The organism is Arthrobacter sp. SLBN-53 (genome assembly GCF_006715585.1).
In the GTDB taxonomy this organism is placed as follows: domain Bacteria; phylum Actinomycetota; class Actinomycetes; order Mycobacteriales; family Mycobacteriaceae; genus Mycobacterium; species Mycobacterium neoaurum_A.
The window spans coordinates 4,776,220-4,792,417 of record NZ_VFNN01000001.1; the positions used below are offsets into that span (position 1 = coordinate 4,776,220).

Here is a 16,198-nt window from a genome sequence, read left to right on the forward strand (position 1 = left end):
GCCGGCCCCCAGAAAGAGTCCCCAATGTCGGCTCCACCGCTGTCCCGCTTCACCGCAGACCGCAGGGTCTCGGTGGTGCGCGACCTGGAGCCCGTGCGCGCGGTCCTGGACCAGGACCCCGTCGCCGCATGCATGGTGGCCTGCCGGGTACAGGAGTTCGGGGTGGACCCCAGCGCCATCGGCGGCGAGTTGTGGACGCGCCGGCGCCCTGCCGAATCCCTGTGCTACGCCGGGGCGAACCTGATTCCACTGCGCGGCGGTGGCGACGATCTCGCCGCCTTCGCGGCCAAGGCGCTGAGCGGCCCGCGGCGCTGTTCGTCGCTGGTCGGCCGGGCCGAGTTGGTGATGCCGATGTGGCGGCATCTGGCGCCCGGGTGGGGACCTGCCCGCGATGTCCGCGATGACCAGCCGCTGATGGCGCTGACCGAGGCCCCGGTCTGCGCCCCCGATCCGGCGGTTCGCCAGGTTCGGATGGAGGAGTTGGACACCTACCTGGTGGCCGCGATCGAGATGTTCATCGGCGAGGTCGGTATCGATCCGCGGATGGGCGACGGTGGCCGCAGCTACCGCCGTCGGGTCGCCGGCCTGATCGCTGCGGGGCGTGCCTGGGCGCGATTCGAACGCGGCGAGGTCGTCTTCAAGGCCGAGATCGGTTCGCAGTCACCGACGGTCGGGCAGATTCAGGGTGTCTGGGTGCACCCGGACTGGCGTGGCCGGGGGCTGGGTGCCGCCGGGACCGCGGCGGTGTCGGCCGCGGTGCTGCGCGGCGGCCGTATCGCGAGCCTCTATGTCAACGGGTTCAATCACGTCGCGCGCGCGACGTACGCCCGGATCGGTTTCACCCAGGTCGGCACGTTCGCCACGATCCTGCTCGACTGAGATCGACTTTTCTGTGGTCTACGCGGGACGTGGACCGCAAAAGCGTTGATCTCGACGCAATCACAGTTGTGTGTCGGTGCGCCTAAGCCGCCGACGCCCGTCGCGCTTTTAACATCTGTCTCAATGACAACACAGGCATCGGTGACCACATCCGTATCACGGCGTGCGAGGCTGCGAACCGCGGTCGCCGTGCTGGCTGTCGCTGCCCTCGGCACCTCGTTGAGCGCCTGCACGCCGAAACCCGACGGACCCGAGCCCGCTGCCGCGAAGTTTTTCGCGGCGCTGTCCACCGGTGACACCGCCGGCGCCGCGGCCCTGGCCGACAAGCCCGAGGAGGCCAAGGAGGCGCTCAACGAGGCCTGGGCGGGTCTGCAGGCCAATCGGCTGGACACCCAGATCACCGGGTCGAAGTACGAACTCGACACCGGCACAGTGAAATACCGCTACACCTGGCACCTGCCCAAGGAGCGGACCTGGACCTATGACGGTGAGCTCAACATGGTCCGCAACGAGGGACAGTGGGAGGTCCGCTGGACCACCACCGGCCTGCACCCGGGGCTCGGTGCCAACCAGACCTTGGCCCTGCGCGCCGATCCGCCGCGGCGGGCCTCGGTCAACGAACGCTCCGGCAGCGATGTGTTGGTGCCGGGCTACCTGTATCACTACGCCCTCGACGCACGCGCCGCCGGCGCCGAGCTGATGCCGACGGCCCGCGCCATCGTCGACGCGCTGCGACCGTTCGACGCCACGCTCGATGCCCAGCGTCTGGCGGAGGAGGCCAGCTCGAAGGCCACCCCGCTGAGCCTGATCACCCTGCGCAAGACCGACCACGACCGGGTGTTCGCCGCGATCGGCTCCCGACCGGGTGTGGTGGCCACACCGCAACCGGAGATGCTGCCGACCGACGAGAAGTTCGCCCCGGCGATCGTCCAGGAGGTCAAGAAGGCGGTCAGCGGTGATCTCGCCGGCGAGCCGGGTTGGCGGGTGGTCAGCGTCAACCAGAACGGTGTCGACGTCGCCGTGCTCAGCGAGGAGCCCGGCACCCCGGCGCCGTCGGTGACCATCAGCCTGGACCGCTCGGTGCAGAACGCGGCGCAGGACGCGGTGAACATGGTCGGCAAGAAGGCGATGATCGTGGCCATCAAGCCGTCGACCGGCGAGATCCTGGCCGTGGCGCAGAACGCTGCCGCCGACGTCGACGGTCCCACCGCGACGATGGGCCTCTACCCGCCAGGGTCGACGTTCAAGATCGTCACCGCGGCCGCTGCTCTCGAACGCGATATGGCCACCCCCAACACCCTGCTCGGCTGCCCGGGCACCCTGGACATCGGGCACCGCACCGTGACCAACTACAACGCCTTCGACCTCGGCACCGTGCCACTGTCGCGGGCCTTCGCCAACTCCTGTAACACGACCTTCGCCGAGCTGGCCAGCGTGATGCCGCCGCGTGGACTGACCACCGCGGCCGCCCGCTACGGACTGGGACCCGACTTCATCGTCGACGGCGTGCCGACGGTCACCGGATCGGTGCCGCCCACGGTCGATCTGGCCGAACGTACCGAGGACGGGTTCGGACAGGGCAAGGTGCTGGCGAGCCCCTTCGGCATGGCCCTCGTCGCGGCGACGGTCGCGGCGGGCAAGACCCCGGTGCCGCACCTGATCGAGGGACGTCAGACCGAGATCCACGGGCAGGCGGGCGAGCCGCTGAACCCGGAGATCGTCGACGGGCTGCGGCCGATGATGCGGCTGGTGGTGACCAACGGCACCGCCAAGGACCTCAACGGACTCGGCGATGTGCGGGGCAAGACCGGTGAGGCCGAGTTCGACGGCGGCTCACACGCCTGGTTCACCGGCTATCGCGGAGACATGGCGTTCGCCGCGCTCATCGTCGGCGGCGGCAGCTCGGAGTACGCGGTACGGATGTGCCGCGACATGCTCAACGGGTTGCCCCCGGACTACTTGGCCTAGCCTGGACCGGTGACCGACGATCTGACGCTGCGGGTCTCCGATGCGGACCGCAACGGCACGCTGCGCAGGCTGCACAACGCTGTCGCGCTCGGGCTCATCGATATCGAGGAGTTCGAGGAGCGCTCCGCGCGGGTGGCCTCGGCCCGACTGCATTCGGATCTGACCGCCCTGGTCGACGACCTGCCCGGCCCCGGTGCGATCGTCACCTCCGCCGCCGACCGGGTCGAGTTGCGGGGCGTGATGGGTTCGCTGAAACGCCAGGGGGAGTGGGTGGTTCCGACCCGGCTGGCGCTCACCCGACGCATGGGTTCGGTGGACCTGGACCTGACCCGCGCGCGGTTCGCCGGACCGATGGTGGTGATCGAACTCGATCTCAAGTTCGGCTCACTGGACCTGCGCCTGCCCGCCGGCGCCAGCGCCTCCATCGACGATGTCGAGGTTGTGGTCGGCAGCGCCCGCGATCACCGCGCCGACGCGCCCGCCGAGGGCACCCCGCACATCATTCTCACCGGCAAGGTGGTCTGCGGTTCGGTGGACATCCGCGGGCCGCGGCGCACCTGGAAGCCGAGCCTGCGGACACCGGTACGGCGCGGCCCCCGATCTCGGTAGGCTGATCGTCATGCCTGTTCGTGCCCCATTGCGCTCCGGAGAGCTGTCACCGACCCTGCCGGTGCCCAAATCGATCGAGCGCCCGGAGTACGTCTGGAAGCCCACGGCAGCCGAGGGCAGCGAGCCCTGGGTCCAGACCCCGGAGGTCATCGAGAAGATGCGAGTCGCCGGGCGCATCGCCGCGGGCGCGCTGCTCGAGGCGGGCAAGGCCGTCGCGCCCGGTGTCACCACCGACCACCTCGACAGGGTGGCCCACGACTACATGATCGACCACGGCGCGTATCCGTCGACGCTCGGCTACAAGGGCTTTCCCAAATCGTGCTGCACCTCGCTCAACGAGGTCATCTGTCACGGTATCCCGGATTCCACGGTGATCGCCGACGGTGACATCGTCAACATCGACGTCACCGCCTATATCGACGGCGTGCACGGCGACACCAACGCGACCTTCCTGGCCGGCGATGTCTCCGAGGAACACCGACTGCTCGTCGAACGCACCCATGAGGCGACCATGCGGGCGATCAAGGCCGTCAAACCCGGTCGTCAGCTCTCGATCGTCGGACGGGTCATCGAGGCGTATGCCAACCGGTTCGGCTACAACGTGGTTCGCGATTTCACCGGGCACGGCATCGGTGAGACGTTCCACAACGGGCTGGTCGTCCTGCACTACGACCAGCCGGCGGTCGAGACGGTGCTGGAGCCCGGGATGACGTTCACCATCGAACCGATGATCAACCTCGGATCGCTGGACTACGAGATCTGGGATGATGGCTGGACGGTGGCGACCCGGGACCTGAAGTGGACGGCCCAGTTCGAGCACACGCTCGTCGTCACCGAGAACGGTGCCGAGATTCTGACCCTGCCTTGAGGGGCGCACTGCTGATCGCCGGCACCACCTCCGATGCCGGTAAATCGATGGTGGTTGCCGGTCTCTGTAAGTTGCTGGCGCGCAAGGGCATCAGCGTGGCGCCGTTCAAGGCGCAGAACATGAGCAACAACTCCGCGGTGACGGTCGAGGGTGGTGAGATCGGCCGGGCGCAGGCGGTTCAGGCCCGCGCCTGTGGGCTGGCGCCCAGCGTGCGATTCAACCCCGTGCTGCTCAAACCAGGTAGTGACCGCACCTCCCAGCTGGTGGTGCGCGGCCAGGTCGCAGGCACCATGGCCGCCGGCGACTATTTCACCAAGCGCACCCAGCTCGCCGAGATCGTCAACGACGAATTGCGCTCCTTGCGAGCCGAATTCGACGTCGTCATCTGTGAGGGGGCCGGCTCGCCTGCCGAGATCAACCTGCGCGCCACCGACCTGTCGAACATGGGTCTGGCGCGCGCCGCCGACCTGCCGGTGGTGGTGGTCGGTGATATCGACCGCGGTGGCCTGCTGGCCCATCTGTTCGGCACCGTCGCCGTGCTGTCGCCGCAGGATCAGCGACTGATCAGCGGATTTCTGGTCAACAAGTTCCGTGGCGATCCGGGACTGCTGGCGCCCGGACTGGACCAGCTGCGCACCCTGACCGGCCGCCCCACCTACGGGGTGATCCCGTACCTGGACGAGCTGTGGATGGACACCGAGGACTCGTTGTCGGTACAGGCCGGCCGCACGTTGGGCGCACCGGTTCCCGCCGTGGGGCGCGACGGTTTGCGCGTCGGGGCGATCCGGCTGCCGCGCATCTCCAATTCCACCGACGTCGAGGCACTGGCCTGCGAACCCGGCGTGCAGGTGCACTGGATCACCGAACCCGCCGAGCTCGCCGACGTCGACGTCGTGGTGTTGCCGGGCAGTAAGGCCACGGTGTCGGACCTGGAGTGGCTGCGGGCCCGTGGGTTGGCCGACGCGGTGACCGCCCACGCGGCGGCCGGTGGTCCGGTGCTCGGTGTGTGCGGCGGCTTCCAGATGCTGTGCCGATCGATCGAGGATCCGGTCGAGTCGAAGGCGGGCACCGTCGCCGGACTGGGCCTGCTGGCCGCCGATATCGTCTTCGCGCAGCAGAAGACGTTGCGGCACTGGGAATCTCCACTGACCGGTTATGAGATTCACCACGGTCAGGTCGTCGGTGGTGCGGAGGCCGACTGGTTGGGCGTCGGCATCCGGCGCGACCAGGTGTACGGCACCCACTGGCACGGCCTGCTCGACAACGACGAACTGCGCCGGGCCTGGCTGGCCGAGGTCGCCGAGGCGGCCGGGCGGACCGGCTTCGTGGTGGCAACCGATGTCAGCGTGCCCGCCCGCCGCGACGCCCAGCTCGACGCGATGGCCGATGCGTTGCAGACACATGTCGACATCGACGCGCTGCTGGCGCTGCTGTCGGGCGCCCCGCAGCGTCCGGTCATCACCCACCACGCTCGGTAGCCTGTGCTGATGATCCGCGCACTCCGGTGGTTGTCCGCACTGGTCGCCGTGCTGGCGACGCTCACGGGTTGCACGAGCGCCGTCTCGGGCACGCCGACCTGGCCCGGTGCGCGCCTTGAGAAAGTGGTCCTGACGTCGGCCGATTTCCCGGACGGTGTCCAGTACGACCGCATCGTCGAAAAGGAAGGCGTTCCCGACGGGGCGGGCGGGCCGCCGCCGATGCTCTCGGACCCGCCGGGGTGCAGCGAGGGCTTCAGCAAGTCGATCGGGGCCACGGCCGAGCGCGGTCCCGGCAGCGCCGCGAAGTACGTCGTCGGCTACAACGGCGCGCGGATGCTGATCACCGTGTTGAGCTGGTCCCTGGACACCGAGACACTGCAGGCGATCGCCGAACGCTGTGAACGCTTCGCCACGTATTTCGGGCCGGGATCGCCCTCGATCCCGATGACCACGACCGCGCTGGACACCGACCGCGACGGCGCGCTGGTCTATCAGCAGACCATGGATCTGGGCGGGGCTCGCAGCAGCGTCTTCTTCTCGTTCGAGAATGTGGGTTCGATGGCGGTGTTCGGCGTCGCGTTTCCCACCCCGGACCCCCGGATCCCGGTCAAAGCGACGCTGCCACAAACCTTTCTGGAGGCAATGGGCAAGCAGGCCGAACGCTTGGAACAGGCGTGAAGACCGGTGAAAACAGCCCCGCCGGACGGCGGAATGACCTAGCGTGACCGAGATGCCCACCACGACCGTGACCGTCGACGGAACTGGATTCGCGGTGGACGTCGCGGGTCCGGAGAACGCCGGAGTGGTGGTGCTGCTCGGCTCGGCACAACTGGCACCCGCCGCCTATGACGGGGTGTGCCAACGGCTGCACACCGCATCGCTGCGCACCGTGGTGATCGCCGCTCATCCGCAGCTCGATGCGGCGACGGTCATCGCCATCATGGACACCTTCGATATCCGGTGGAGCACACTGGTCGGTGACCGCGCCGGCGCCGAGATCGCCTGGGAGCTGGCCGCGACCCGCCTGGACCGGTTCACCGGTCTGGTGGTCATCGATCGCGGTCACCCGCGGGTCACCGATGAGGCCGGGGTGACCCGTGACGAGAACTGCACGCCGGTCGAGGTGGCGACGACGGTCCTGGTCAGCAACGCCAAGGCCGCCGATATCGCCAAGGCCAGCCAGCGCTATGTCTACGGTGAGTTCCGTATCGTCGAATTGTTGGGCCGTCGTAATGCCGGCGAATCGACGGCGCAACTGGCCGCCGAGATCGTGATGCGCACCAGTACCTGGTGACTTGCTCCCGACCGGGCGGGTCCTCTCGCTTTCCATTGGTCTGATGGCCTACCTTTGGAGGTGACGGCTGGGTCGATGCCGATCCGCGCCGAGCCGACAGGACGGAGCCAGCATGCTGACGCAAGCCGAATTGGAGCGTCTCGTCGCGGCCGGAGAGATCGACACGGTCATCGTCGCCTTCCCCGACATGCAGGGCAGGCTGACCGGTAAACGGGTATCGGCACGGCTGTTCGTGGAGGAAGTCGCCGCCCACGGCGCCGAATGTTGTAACTACCTGCTGGCCGTCGACGTGGACATGAACACCGTCGAGGGCTACGCCATGTCCAGCTGGGAAACCGGTTACGGCGATATGGTCATGACCCCCGACTTCGACACGCTGCGCCTGCTGCCCTGGTTGCCCGGCTCGGCGCTGCTGATGGCCGATCTGTCGTTCACCGACGGCAAGCCCGTCGCCCCCGCGCCGCGCAGCATCCTGGCCGCGCAGCTCAAGCGGCTGGCCGACCGCGGGCTGAGCGCCTATGTGGGCACCGAGCTGGAGTTCATGGTTTTCGACGACACCTTCCGCGATGCGTGGAAGGCGGGATATCGCGGGCTGACCCCGGCCAGCGACTACAACATCGACTACGCGATGCTGGCCTCGACCCGGATGGAACCGCTGCTACGTGATATCCGACTCGGCATGGACGGCGCCGGGATGTACTGCGAGGGCGTCAAGGGGGAGTGCAACCTGGGTCAGCAGGAGATCGCCTTCCGGTACGACGAAGCGCTGGTTACCTGCGACAACCACACCATCTACAAGAACGGTGCCAAGGAGATCGCCGACCAGCACGGCAAGTCGCTGACCTTCATGGCCAAGTTCGACGAACGCGAGGGCAACAGCTGCCACATCCACATATCTCTCCGGGGTGCCGGCGGGGACAATGACGGAGCGGCCGTCTTCGCCGATGACAACGATCCGCTCGGGATGTCGACGATGTTCCGCAGCTTCGTGGCCGGCCAGTTGGCCACGCTGCGCGAGATGAGCCTGTGGTACGCGCCGAACATCAACTCCTACAAGAGATTCGCCGACGGCAGTTTCGCCCCGACCGCGGTGGCCTGGGGGCTGGACAACCGTACCTGCGCGCTGCGCGTCGTCGGGCACGGCCAGAGCATGCGGATGGAGAACCGGGCGCCCGGTGGTGATGTCAACCAGTACCTGGCCGTCGCCGCGCTGATCGCCGGGGGGCTCTACGGTATCGACAACGAGCTCGAACTCCCAGATGCGTTGGCAGGCAACGCCTACACCAGCGGTGCCGATCGCCTGCCGACCACGCTGGCCGAGGCCGCCGAACTCTTCGAGGCATCGCAGGTCGTGCGCGATGCGTTCGGTGACGAGGTCGTCGAGCACTACCTCAACAACGCTCGTGTCGAGCTGAAGGCCTTCAACGCCGCCGTCACCGACTGGGAGAGAGTGCGTGGTTTTGAACGGCTCTGAGAATCCGGTCCTGGGCCTGACGACCTATCTGCAGCAGGCCCAGACCGGGGTCTGGGACGTGCAGGCCAGTTTCCTGCCCGCCATCTATCTGCAGGGGGTGAACCTGGCCGGCGGCACCGCGGTACTGCTGCCGCCCCAGCAGCCCGACGTCGCAGACCGGGTGCTCGACGGGCTCGACGGGCTGATCATCACCGGTGGCCGTGATGTCGATCCCGCGGCCTACGGTCAGGGCAGGCACCCGCTGACCGATGAGCCCGCCGCTGACCGCGATGCCTGGGAGTTCGCCCTCGTGGAGCACGCGTTGGCGCGAAGGCTCCCGGTGCTCGGGATCTGTCGCGGTGCACAGGTTCTCAACGTCGTGCTCGGGGGAACGCTGCACCAACATCTGCCCGATGTGCTCGGGCACAGCCGCCATCAACTCGGCAACGCGGTGTTCACCACCTCCGCGGTGGTGACGGTGCCCGGCACCCGGCTGGCCGCACTGATCGGTGAGAACACCGACGCCCAGTGCTATCACCACCAGGGCATCGACCGCCTCGGCCGCGGGCTGATCGTCAGCGCGCTCGACGGTGCCGACCGCACCATCGAAGCCGTGGAACTCGACCCCGATGCCCACCCGGATCAGTTCGCGATCGCCGTGCAATGGCATCCGGAGGAGCGTCTGGACGATCTGCGCCTGTTCGCCGCCGTCGTTGCCGCTGCACGGGAGTACGCGCACACCAGACATCCATCGACAGAGAGCGTTTCATGACCAGTTGTGACGTCATCAACCCGGCGACCGAGGAACTGCTGCGCCAGGTCGAATTACTCGACGTCGCCGCCGTCGACGAAGCGGTGGCCCGTGCGGTGGTCGCGCAACGGAAATGGGCCCGGCTCGCACCCGCGGAGCGGGCGAGCGCGCTGCGGGCCTTCGCCGCCGTCGTCGACGCCCACATCGGCGAGCTCGCCGCCCTGGAGGTGGCCAACTCCGGACACCCGATCGGGCAGGCCGAATGGGAGGCCGGTCACGTCCGCGATGTGTTGAACTTCTATGCGGCCAGCCCGGAACGCTTGTCCGGCAAGCAAATCCCGGTTGCCGGTGGCATCGACGTGACGTTCAACGAGCCGCTCGGCGTGGTGGGGATCATCACCCCGTGGAACTTCCCGATGACCATCGCGTCCTGGGGATTCGCACCCGCCCTGGCCGCAGGTAATGCCGTGCTGGTCAAGCCCGCGGAGTGGACCCCGCTGACCACGCTGCGGCTGGCCGAGCTGGCCGGCACCGCGGGCCTGGATCCCGACCTGTTCCAGGTGCTGCCCGGGGCGGGCCCGGTGGTGGGGGAGCGGTTCGTCACCCACGAGCACATTCGCAAGGTCGTTTTCACCGGTTCCACCGCGGTGGGCACCCGGGTGATGGCCGGCGCCGCCGCGCACGTCAAGCGGGTGACCCTGGAACTGGGCGGCAAGAGCGCCAACATCATCTTCGATGACTGCGATCTGGAGCGAGCGGCGGCGACCGCACCCTATGGCGTGTTCGACAACGCAGGTCAAGATTGCTGCGCACGTAGCCGGATCCTGGTGCAACGCAATGTATACGAGCGATTCATGGAACTCCTGGAGCCCGCCGTAGCCGCGGTCAAGGTGGGTGACCCGACATCATCGGAGACCGAGATGGGGCCGCTGGTATCGCGTAAGCATTGGGAGTCGGTGTCCAGCTACGTGCCCGACGACGCGCCGGTCGCGTTCCGCGGATCGGCGCCCCAGGGCCCCGGATTCTGGTTCCCGCCGACCGTCCTGACCCCGCAGCGCACCGACCGCACCGTCACCGAGGAGATCTTCGGACCCGTCGTCACGGTGCTGCCGTTCGACGACGAGGCCGATGCCATCGCGCTGGCCAACGACACGAAATACGGTCTGTCCGGTTCGATCTGGACCGACAACCTGTCGCGGGCGCTACGGGTGTCCCGCGCCGTCGAGGCAGGCAACCTGAGCGTCAACTCGCATTCCTCGGTCCGCTACACCACCCCCTTCGGTGGCTTCAAGCAATCCGGTCTAGGCCGGGAACTCGGTCCGGATGCGCCGTTTGCTTTCACCGAGACCAAGAACGTGTTCATCGCCGTCGGCGAAGCCCAGTAGAGGAGAGGCAAGATGGATCTGACCCAGCGACTCAAGGACAAGGTCGCCGTCATCACCGGCGGTGCCAGCGGAATCGGCCTGGCCGCCGCGAAGCGCATGCAGGCCGAGGGTGCCATCGTGGTCATCGGCGACGTGGACGCGGCGACCGGCCAGTCGGTGGCCAACGATCTCAACGTGACCTTCGTGCAGGTCGACGTCGCCGACCCCGTCGCGGTGGACAATTTGTTCGACACCGCCTTCGAGGTGCACGGCGGGGTGGACATCGCCTTCAACAACGCCGGGATCAGTCCGCCCGAGGACGACCTGATCGAGAACACCAGCCTCGATGCCTGGCAGCGGGTGCAGGACATCAACCTCAAATCGGTCTTCCTCTGCTCCAAAGCCGCACTGCGGCATATGGTTCCTGCGCAGCGCGGGTCGATCATCAACACCGCGTCGTTCGTCGCGGTGATGGGTTCGGCGACCTCGCAGATCTCCTACACCGCGTCCAAGGGTGGGGTGCTGGCGATGTCGCGCGAGCTCGGTGTGCAATTCGCGCGCCAGGGCATCCGGGTCAACGCGTTGTGTCCCGGACCGGTGAACACCCCGCTGCTCAAGGAGCTGTTCGCCAAGGATCCCGAACGCGCGGCCCGCAGGCTGGTGCACGTGCCGGTCGGCCGGTTCGCCGAACCCGAGGAGCTCGCGGCGGCCGTGGCCTTCCTGGCCAGCGATGACGCCTCGTTCATCACCGGCTCGTCGTTCCTGGTCGACGGCGGCATCAGCTCGGCCTACGTGACACCGCTGTAGGGGGAGGCTTCCGTTGTCGGTGGGACCGGATCAGCAACCGGCCAGCGATGCCTTGTTGCGTCCGGTCCGGCTCGGCAATGCGTTCGAGGACACCGTGGGCAGGCTGCTGCAGATGATCCGACTCGGCGTGTTGGCCCCCGGCGACTCGCTGCCGCCGGAACGGGAGCTCGCCGCCCGGCTCGGCGTCAGCCGGGACACCGTGCGCGAGGCCATCAAGTCGCTGGCCGACACCGGCTATCTGGTCTCCAAACGCGGCCGCTACGGAGGCACGTTCCTGGCCGACGCGCTGCCCGAGAGTGTGCAGCCGCCCGACGGTGACGTGGTCACCCGCGATGTCCTCGATGATGTGCTGCGGCTGCGCGAGATCCTGGAGGTGGGGGCGGCGCGGATGGCGGCCACCCGCACCCTGACCGAGGCCGAAGCAGCCGAATTGCGCTCGCGTTGCCAGGATGTGCGCGGTGCCGCCGCCGAGGACTACCGGCGCCTGGACTCGCGGCTGCACCTGGCGATCGCCGAGGCCGCCGGTTCGGTCTCGCTGGTGCCGCTGGTCGCCGAGAACCGGATGCGGATCAATGCACTGCTCGACCAGATCCCGCTGCTGGGCCGCAACATCTCACATTCCGACGAACAGCACGATGCCATCGTCGAGGCCATCCTGACCGGGGACGCGAACGCGGCCGCCGACGCCATGTGTGCGCATCTGGCCGGCTCTGCGGCGCTGCTGCACGGCTTCCTGGACTGAGCGCCGCGACGACCACCGCGGTCGACGACTAGATTGCCAGTCATGGAGGACGCGTCGGCGGTGGGAAAGGCGTCATCGGCGCTGAACGATGTCGACACCGATGAATGGGCCCGGCGCTTCGATCTGCTCTCCGATCCACACCGCCTGGAGATCTTGCTGAGTCTGCACCGAGTGCCCGGTATCTGCGTCGGTGACCTTGCCGCCGCCCTGAACCGTTCCGAAAATGCCGTCTCACAAGCGCTTCGGGTGCTACGTGGGCAAGGCTGGGTGGACAGCGAACGGATCGGCCGGACGGTGAGTTACCGGCTCGACGACGAGATCGTGCACGATCTGCTGCACTGGCTCGGCGCCGGGCACAGCTGAGTCGAGCGCGGGGAGCGGGCCCGACATCTTTTCGCTTGGACAGATGTTGGAGTGTCGGCTTAGGCTCGGTCGATGAACATCCCCGCTCCGTGGTCGAGCAAGGTCTCCTTCGACCGAACCGACCGGATGGCGATCGCCGCGATGGCCGCCGTCGTGCTCTCGCTACACGCCTTCGGATGGGGAGTCCTGGTGCTGGCCGTTGCCCCCCAACACATCACGCTCGGGTCGGCGGGGGTCTTCGGCGTCGGCCTCGGGGTCACCGCCTACCTGCTCGGCGTGCGGCACGCGTTCGATGCCGACCATATCGCGGTCATCGACAACACCACCCGCAAGCTGGTCGGTGAGGGCAAGCGATCGATGTCGACAGGCTTCTGGTTCTCGCTCGGACATTCCAGCGTCGTCTTCGGCTTGGCGTTGCTGCTCGCTCTCGGGGTGCGGGCGCTGGCCGGCCCCGTGCAGGATGAGAGCTCGTCGATGCTGCAGACCCTCGGACTCATCGGTTCGGTGGTCGCAGGGACATTCCTCATCCTGATCGGGGTGACCAACCTGTTCGCCGTCGTGGGTATCGCCAAGGTGTTGCGCGACATGCGCTCCGGTGACTTCGACGAGGCCGAGCTCGAGCGGCACCTGAACAATCGTGGTTTCCTGGCGCGGCTTCTGGGCAGGGTGATGAGGCGGGTCAGCAAGCCGTGGCACCTCTATCCCGTCGGACTGCTGATGGGTCTCGGTTTCGACACCGCCACACAGGTCGCGCTGCTGGTGTTGGCGGCGGGCACCGCGGCCTTCACATTGCCGTGGTACGCGATCATGGTGCTGCCGGTCCTGTTCGCGGCCGGGATGAGCCTTTTCGACGCGCTCGACGGAATCTTCATGTCCCGCGCATACGGTTGGGCGTTCCTGCATCCGATCCGCAAGGTGTACTACAACCTGACCGTGACGGTGCTCTCGGTGTTCGTCGCACTCGCCGTGGGCGTCATCGTGTTGGCCGGATTGGTCACCGATCGCTTCGGCCTGGAGGACGGCGTGCTGGTCGCGATCGGTTCGGCAGATCTCGAATTCGTCGGTTTCATGATCGTCGGAATGTTCGTCGGGACCTGGCTGATCGCGTTGGCGTACTGGCGTTTCGGTCGGGTCGAGCAGCGCTGGAGCGGCAGCGTCTGATCTCGCTAGACGAGACCCAGCAGCGCGTTCTCGATGACCTCGGGCAGCGCGGGATGGATCCAATACTGCCCGGTGGCAACCTCTTTGGCTGTCTGGCCGAAACTGATCGCCTGGATCAGCGGCTGGATGATCGACGATGCCTGATACCCCATGATGTGCGCGCCGAGCAGCTTGCCGGTCGTCCGGTCGCCGATGAGCTTGGCGATCCCGGTGGTGTCCTCCATGGCCCAGCCGTAGGCGGTGTCGCCGTAGCTCTGCACCTTGACGATGACATCGTGTCCGGCGTCGCGGGCCTGCGCCTCGGTGAGTCCTACGGTGGCCAGTTGGGGATCGGTGAACACCGCCGAGGGCACATACCGGTGATCACTGGCGACCATCGCTGCGGTGTCATCCCAATCCTGCAGCAGGTTGTGCCGCACCACCCGCATCTCGTGGTTGGCCACGTGCTTGAGCTGGTAGTTCGAGGACACGTCGCCCAGTGCCCACACCCCGCGCGCGCTGGTGCGCTGGAACTCGTCGACGGCGACCATGCCGTCGGAGACGTCGACCCCGGCCAGTTCGGCATCCAGCTGATCACCGTTGGGCCGGCGACCGGTGGCCACCAGCAGCATGTCGGCGGACAGCTCGGTGCCGTCGTCGAGTTCGAGGACGACACCGTCGCCGTCCTGCGGGCGTGAGCCGACGACGTTGACATGCGTGCGCAGATCCCACTTCTGGGCGGCAAGGTCGGTGAAGCGGTGGCACAGCGTCTCGTCACAATGGGTCAGCAGACCGGGGCCGCGCACCACAATGGTGATCCGCACACCGAGCGAGGAGAACACGTGCGCGAACTCGGCGGCGACGAAACCGCCGCCGACGATCACCATGTGCTCGGGTAGTTCGCTGATGCGCATGATGTCGTCGCTGGTGTAGTACCGCACCCCGCAATCGGTGATGGCCGGCGGGATCACCGCGCGTGCGCCGGCGGCGATCACCACCTGATCAGTGCTGAACTGCGCACCGTCCTCGGTGCGCAGTGTGTAACGACCATCGGACACCCCGCTGAATCGGGTGTGACTGCCGTAGACGTCGATATTGGGCAGGCTGCGCTTGTATGCCTCACCGCCGCTGGCGATCGGGTCGATCCGGCCGAAGACCCGCGAGACGATATCGGGCCAACGGATCTTGTCGATATGGGCGTCCACGCCGTATTGCGCGCTGTGGCGCACCGTGTGGGCGACCTCCGCGGCGTAGACGAACATCTTGGTCGGAATGCAGCCGACGTTGAGGCAGGTGCCGCCGAAGGTGCCCTGCTCGCAGATGGCGATGCGCATGTCGGCATAGCGGGGGTCGACGTTCGGGTCGGGGATGCTGTTACCCGAACCGGTGCCGATGATCGTCAGGTCGTAATGCTGCATGTGGGTGTCCTATCCGGCATCAGGCGCGGTCGATGTTGTCCCGCTCGTCAGATACCAGTCCAGCCAGGTATCGAGTTCGCGGTAGGCCGCAGCCCGCGGTTCGGGCAGCGAGAGGAATACGTCGTGTTTGGCGTCGGTGATGGGCACGACCGTGAGCCGATTGCCGATACAGCCGGCCCAGCGCGCGATCTGGTCGACGTCGAGCACCGCGTCGCCGCGCTGGATCAGGTCCGGGTCGGAGGCCTCGGCGACGCTGTGGTCGGAGCGCAGGATCAGGCTGGGCACGCCGATATCGAGGCCGCGGTGTAACCGTCTCTGCCCCCGCCGGATTGCGTTGATCCATCCGAAGGTGATCGGGAATCCCCCGACGGGCTTCCAATCCAGGTTGTAGTCGAACTCACCGGCGAAGTCGCGGTGCAGGGTGGTGCCGTAGCCGCCGACTCCCGGCTTGCGGACCACCGTCATCTTGCGGACCCGGGCCAGCGCCATCAGCGCCGCCGAGGTGGGTGGGGTGCGCAGCACCGCCGGGCCGTGCAGGTCGAGGAAGGGGCTGTTGAGCACCAGCCCGGTGATCGGGCCGGTGTCGCCGCGCCGGCGCAGCCGATCCAGCCACAGCGAGAGGATCAGTCCACCGGCCGAATGCCCGTACATCAGTACCTGCTCGGCGTCGACGGCCGTCAGCGCCGCCTGCAGCGCCGAATCGTAATGGGCCAGGTCGGAGGTGAAATGCGGGGTTTGACCGGCACGCCGCGACCGCCCGCACTTGGGTAGGTCCATGGCATAAACGGCGAATCCGCGCCCGGCCAGGTGGTCGGCCAGTTGGGTATGGAAGAAGTAATCGGTGTAACCGTGCACCACCAGCACCGCGCGGGCGGCGCGCGGCTGCGGTCGGCCACGCGATACCAGCGTCGCCACCAGCTCGCCCTCGCCATCGGGGTCGGCGCCGAGAGGCAACTGCTGCTGCCAATAGCCTGGCAAGACGTCGGGCTCCCAGCCGGTCACGTCTGCCACTCTAGTGACCGGTACGCCCCGAGGGTCGGCGTGGCCGGGGCGAGCGAGGCCAC

The 16,198-nt window shown here is 67.5% G+C and carries 16 protein-coding genes; 14 read left to right on the forward strand and 2 right to left on the reverse strand.

The window, feature by feature from the left end; all coding sequences use genetic code 11:
* Positions 1-24: 24 nt before the first annotated feature.
* The 14 genes from FBY28_RS22915 to nicT all read left to right on the forward strand — a co-directional run bounded on the left by FBY28_RS22915 (position 25) and on the right by nicT (position 13,737).
* Positions 25-879 (forward strand): GNAT family N-acetyltransferase, encoded by an 855-nt coding sequence (locus FBY28_RS22915; protein ID WP_141869512.1) that lies wholly within the window; start codon positions 25-27, stop codon positions 877-879.
* Between the two features lie 123 nt (positions 880-1,002).
* The gene (locus FBY28_RS22920) at positions 1,003-2,847 is read left to right on the forward strand and encodes a penicillin-binding transpeptidase domain-containing protein (RefSeq protein WP_019512012.1); all 1,845 of its coding nucleotides are present in this window, start codon (positions 1,003-1,005) and stop codon (positions 2,845-2,847) included.
* Positions 2,848-2,856: 9 nt separating this feature from the next.
* Positions 2,857-3,456, forward strand: coding sequence for a DUF1707 SHOCT-like domain-containing protein (locus tag FBY28_RS22925; protein WP_019512013.1), 600 nt, complete (start codon positions 2,857-2,859; stop codon positions 3,454-3,456).
* A gap of 10 nt (positions 3,457-3,466) precedes the next feature.
* Positions 3,467-4,324 (forward strand): type I methionyl aminopeptidase, encoded by an 858-nt coding sequence (gene map / locus FBY28_RS22930; RefSeq protein ID WP_141869513.1) that lies wholly within the window; start codon positions 3,467-3,469, stop codon positions 4,322-4,324.
* Positions 4,321-5,802 (forward strand): cobyric acid synthase, encoded by a 1,482-nt coding sequence (locus FBY28_RS22935; RefSeq protein ID WP_141869514.1) that lies wholly within the window; start codon positions 4,321-4,323, stop codon positions 5,800-5,802. The genes map and FBY28_RS22935 overlap by 4 nt, the downstream gene beginning before the upstream one ends.
* A 9-nt stretch (positions 5,803-5,811) precedes the next feature.
* Positions 5,812-6,480 carry a hypothetical protein gene (locus tag FBY28_RS22940; RefSeq protein ID WP_141869515.1) on the forward strand — a complete coding sequence of 223 codons (669 nt, stop codon included), beginning with the start codon at positions 5,812-5,814 and terminating at the stop codon, positions 6,478-6,480.
* 52 nt (positions 6,481-6,532) lie between these two features.
* The gene (locus FBY28_RS22945; protein ID WP_141869516.1) at positions 6,533-7,096 is read left to right on the forward strand and encodes an alpha/beta hydrolase; all 564 of its coding nucleotides are present in this window, start codon (positions 6,533-6,535) and stop codon (positions 7,094-7,096) included.
* 112 nt (positions 7,097-7,208) lie between these two features.
* Positions 7,209-8,570, forward strand: a complete 1,362-nt coding sequence (locus FBY28_RS22950; RefSeq protein ID WP_141869517.1) for a glutamine synthetase family protein — start codon at positions 7,209-7,211, stop codon at positions 8,568-8,570.
* Complete coding sequence (locus FBY28_RS22955) at positions 8,557-9,321, forward strand: gamma-glutamyl-gamma-aminobutyrate hydrolase family protein (protein WP_174241712.1); 765 nt, start codon at positions 8,557-8,559, stop codon at positions 9,319-9,321. Before FBY28_RS22950 ends, FBY28_RS22955 begins: the two co-directional genes overlap by 14 nt.
* On the forward strand, positions 9,318-10,685 hold the full coding sequence (locus FBY28_RS22960; protein WP_141869518.1) for an aldehyde dehydrogenase family protein: 1,368 nt from the start codon (positions 9,318-9,320) through the stop codon (positions 10,683-10,685). Before FBY28_RS22955 ends, FBY28_RS22960 begins: the two co-directional genes overlap by 4 nt.
* A 12-nt stretch (positions 10,686-10,697) precedes the next feature.
* Entirely contained in the window at positions 10,698-11,471 is a 774-nt protein-coding gene (locus FBY28_RS22965; protein ID WP_141869519.1) for a 3-oxoacyl-ACP reductase, read from the forward strand.
* Between the two features lie 13 nt (positions 11,472-11,484).
* Entirely contained in the window at positions 11,485-12,213 is a 729-nt protein-coding gene (locus FBY28_RS22970) for a FadR/GntR family transcriptional regulator (RefSeq protein ID WP_141869520.1), read from the forward strand.
* A 42-nt stretch (positions 12,214-12,255) separates the two neighbouring features.
* Positions 12,256-12,576, forward strand: coding sequence for an ArsR/SmtB family transcription factor (locus tag FBY28_RS22975; RefSeq protein WP_141869521.1), 321 nt, complete (start codon positions 12,256-12,258; stop codon positions 12,574-12,576).
* A gap of 72 nt (positions 12,577-12,648) precedes the next feature.
* Entirely contained in the window at positions 12,649-13,737 is a 1,089-nt protein-coding gene (gene nicT, locus FBY28_RS22980; RefSeq protein WP_141869522.1) for a Nickel transporter NicT, read from the forward strand.
* A gap of 5 nt (positions 13,738-13,742) precedes the next feature.
* Here the strand turns inward: nicT and mtr are convergent, their stop codons facing one another.
* Together mtr and FBY28_RS22990 are read right to left on the reverse strand one after the other, a co-directional pair.
* Positions 13,743-15,134 (reverse strand): mycothione reductase, encoded by a 1,392-nt coding sequence (gene mtr / locus FBY28_RS22985; protein ID WP_141869523.1) that lies wholly within the window; start codon positions 15,132-15,134, stop codon positions 13,743-13,745.
* A 9-nt stretch (positions 15,135-15,143) separates the two neighbouring features.
* A complete protein-coding gene (locus tag FBY28_RS22990) occupies positions 15,144-16,136 on the reverse strand; it encodes an alpha/beta hydrolase (RefSeq protein ID WP_141869524.1) in 993 nt (330 codons plus the stop codon).
* Positions 16,137-16,198: the final 62 nt, after the last annotated feature.

What these genes read in the sequence shown, in the direction of transcription:
- FBY28_RS22960 (WP_141869518.1), top strand. Translation starts at nt 9,318, where the DNA reads ATGACCAGTTGTGACGTCATCAACCCGGCGACCGAGGAACTGCTGCGC.
- map (WP_141869513.1), top strand. Translation starts at nt 3,467, where the DNA reads ATGCCTGTTCGTGCCCCATTGCGCTCCGGAGAGCTGTCACCGACCCTG.
- FBY28_RS22915 (WP_141869512.1), top strand. Translation starts at nt 25, where the DNA reads ATGTCGGCTCCACCGCTGTCCCGCTTCACCGCAGACCGCAGGGTCTCG.
- FBY28_RS22950 (WP_141869517.1), top strand. Translation starts at nt 7,209, where the DNA reads ATGCTGACGCAAGCCGAATTGGAGCGTCTCGTCGCGGCCGGAGAGATC.
- FBY28_RS22975 (WP_141869521.1), top strand. Translation starts at nt 12,256, where the DNA reads ATGGAGGACGCGTCGGCGGTGGGAAAGGCGTCATCGGCGCTGAACGAT.
- FBY28_RS22945 (WP_141869516.1), top strand. Translation starts at nt 6,533, where the DNA reads ATGCCCACCACGACCGTGACCGTCGACGGAACTGGATTCGCGGTGGAC.
- mtr (WP_141869523.1), bottom strand. Translation starts at nt 15,134, where the DNA reads ATGCAGCATTACGACCTGACGATCATCGGCACCGGTTCGGGTAACAGC.
- FBY28_RS22940 (WP_141869515.1), top strand. Translation starts at nt 5,812, where the DNA reads ATGATCCGCGCACTCCGGTGGTTGTCCGCACTGGTCGCCGTGCTGGCG.
- nicT (WP_141869522.1), top strand. Translation starts at nt 12,649, where the DNA reads ATGAACATCCCCGCTCCGTGGTCGAGCAAGGTCTCCTTCGACCGAACC.
- FBY28_RS22920 (WP_019512012.1), top strand. Translation starts at nt 1,003, where the DNA reads ATGACAACACAGGCATCGGTGACCACATCCGTATCACGGCGTGCGAGG.
- FBY28_RS22965 (WP_141869519.1), top strand. Translation starts at nt 10,698, where the DNA reads ATGGATCTGACCCAGCGACTCAAGGACAAGGTCGCCGTCATCACCGGC.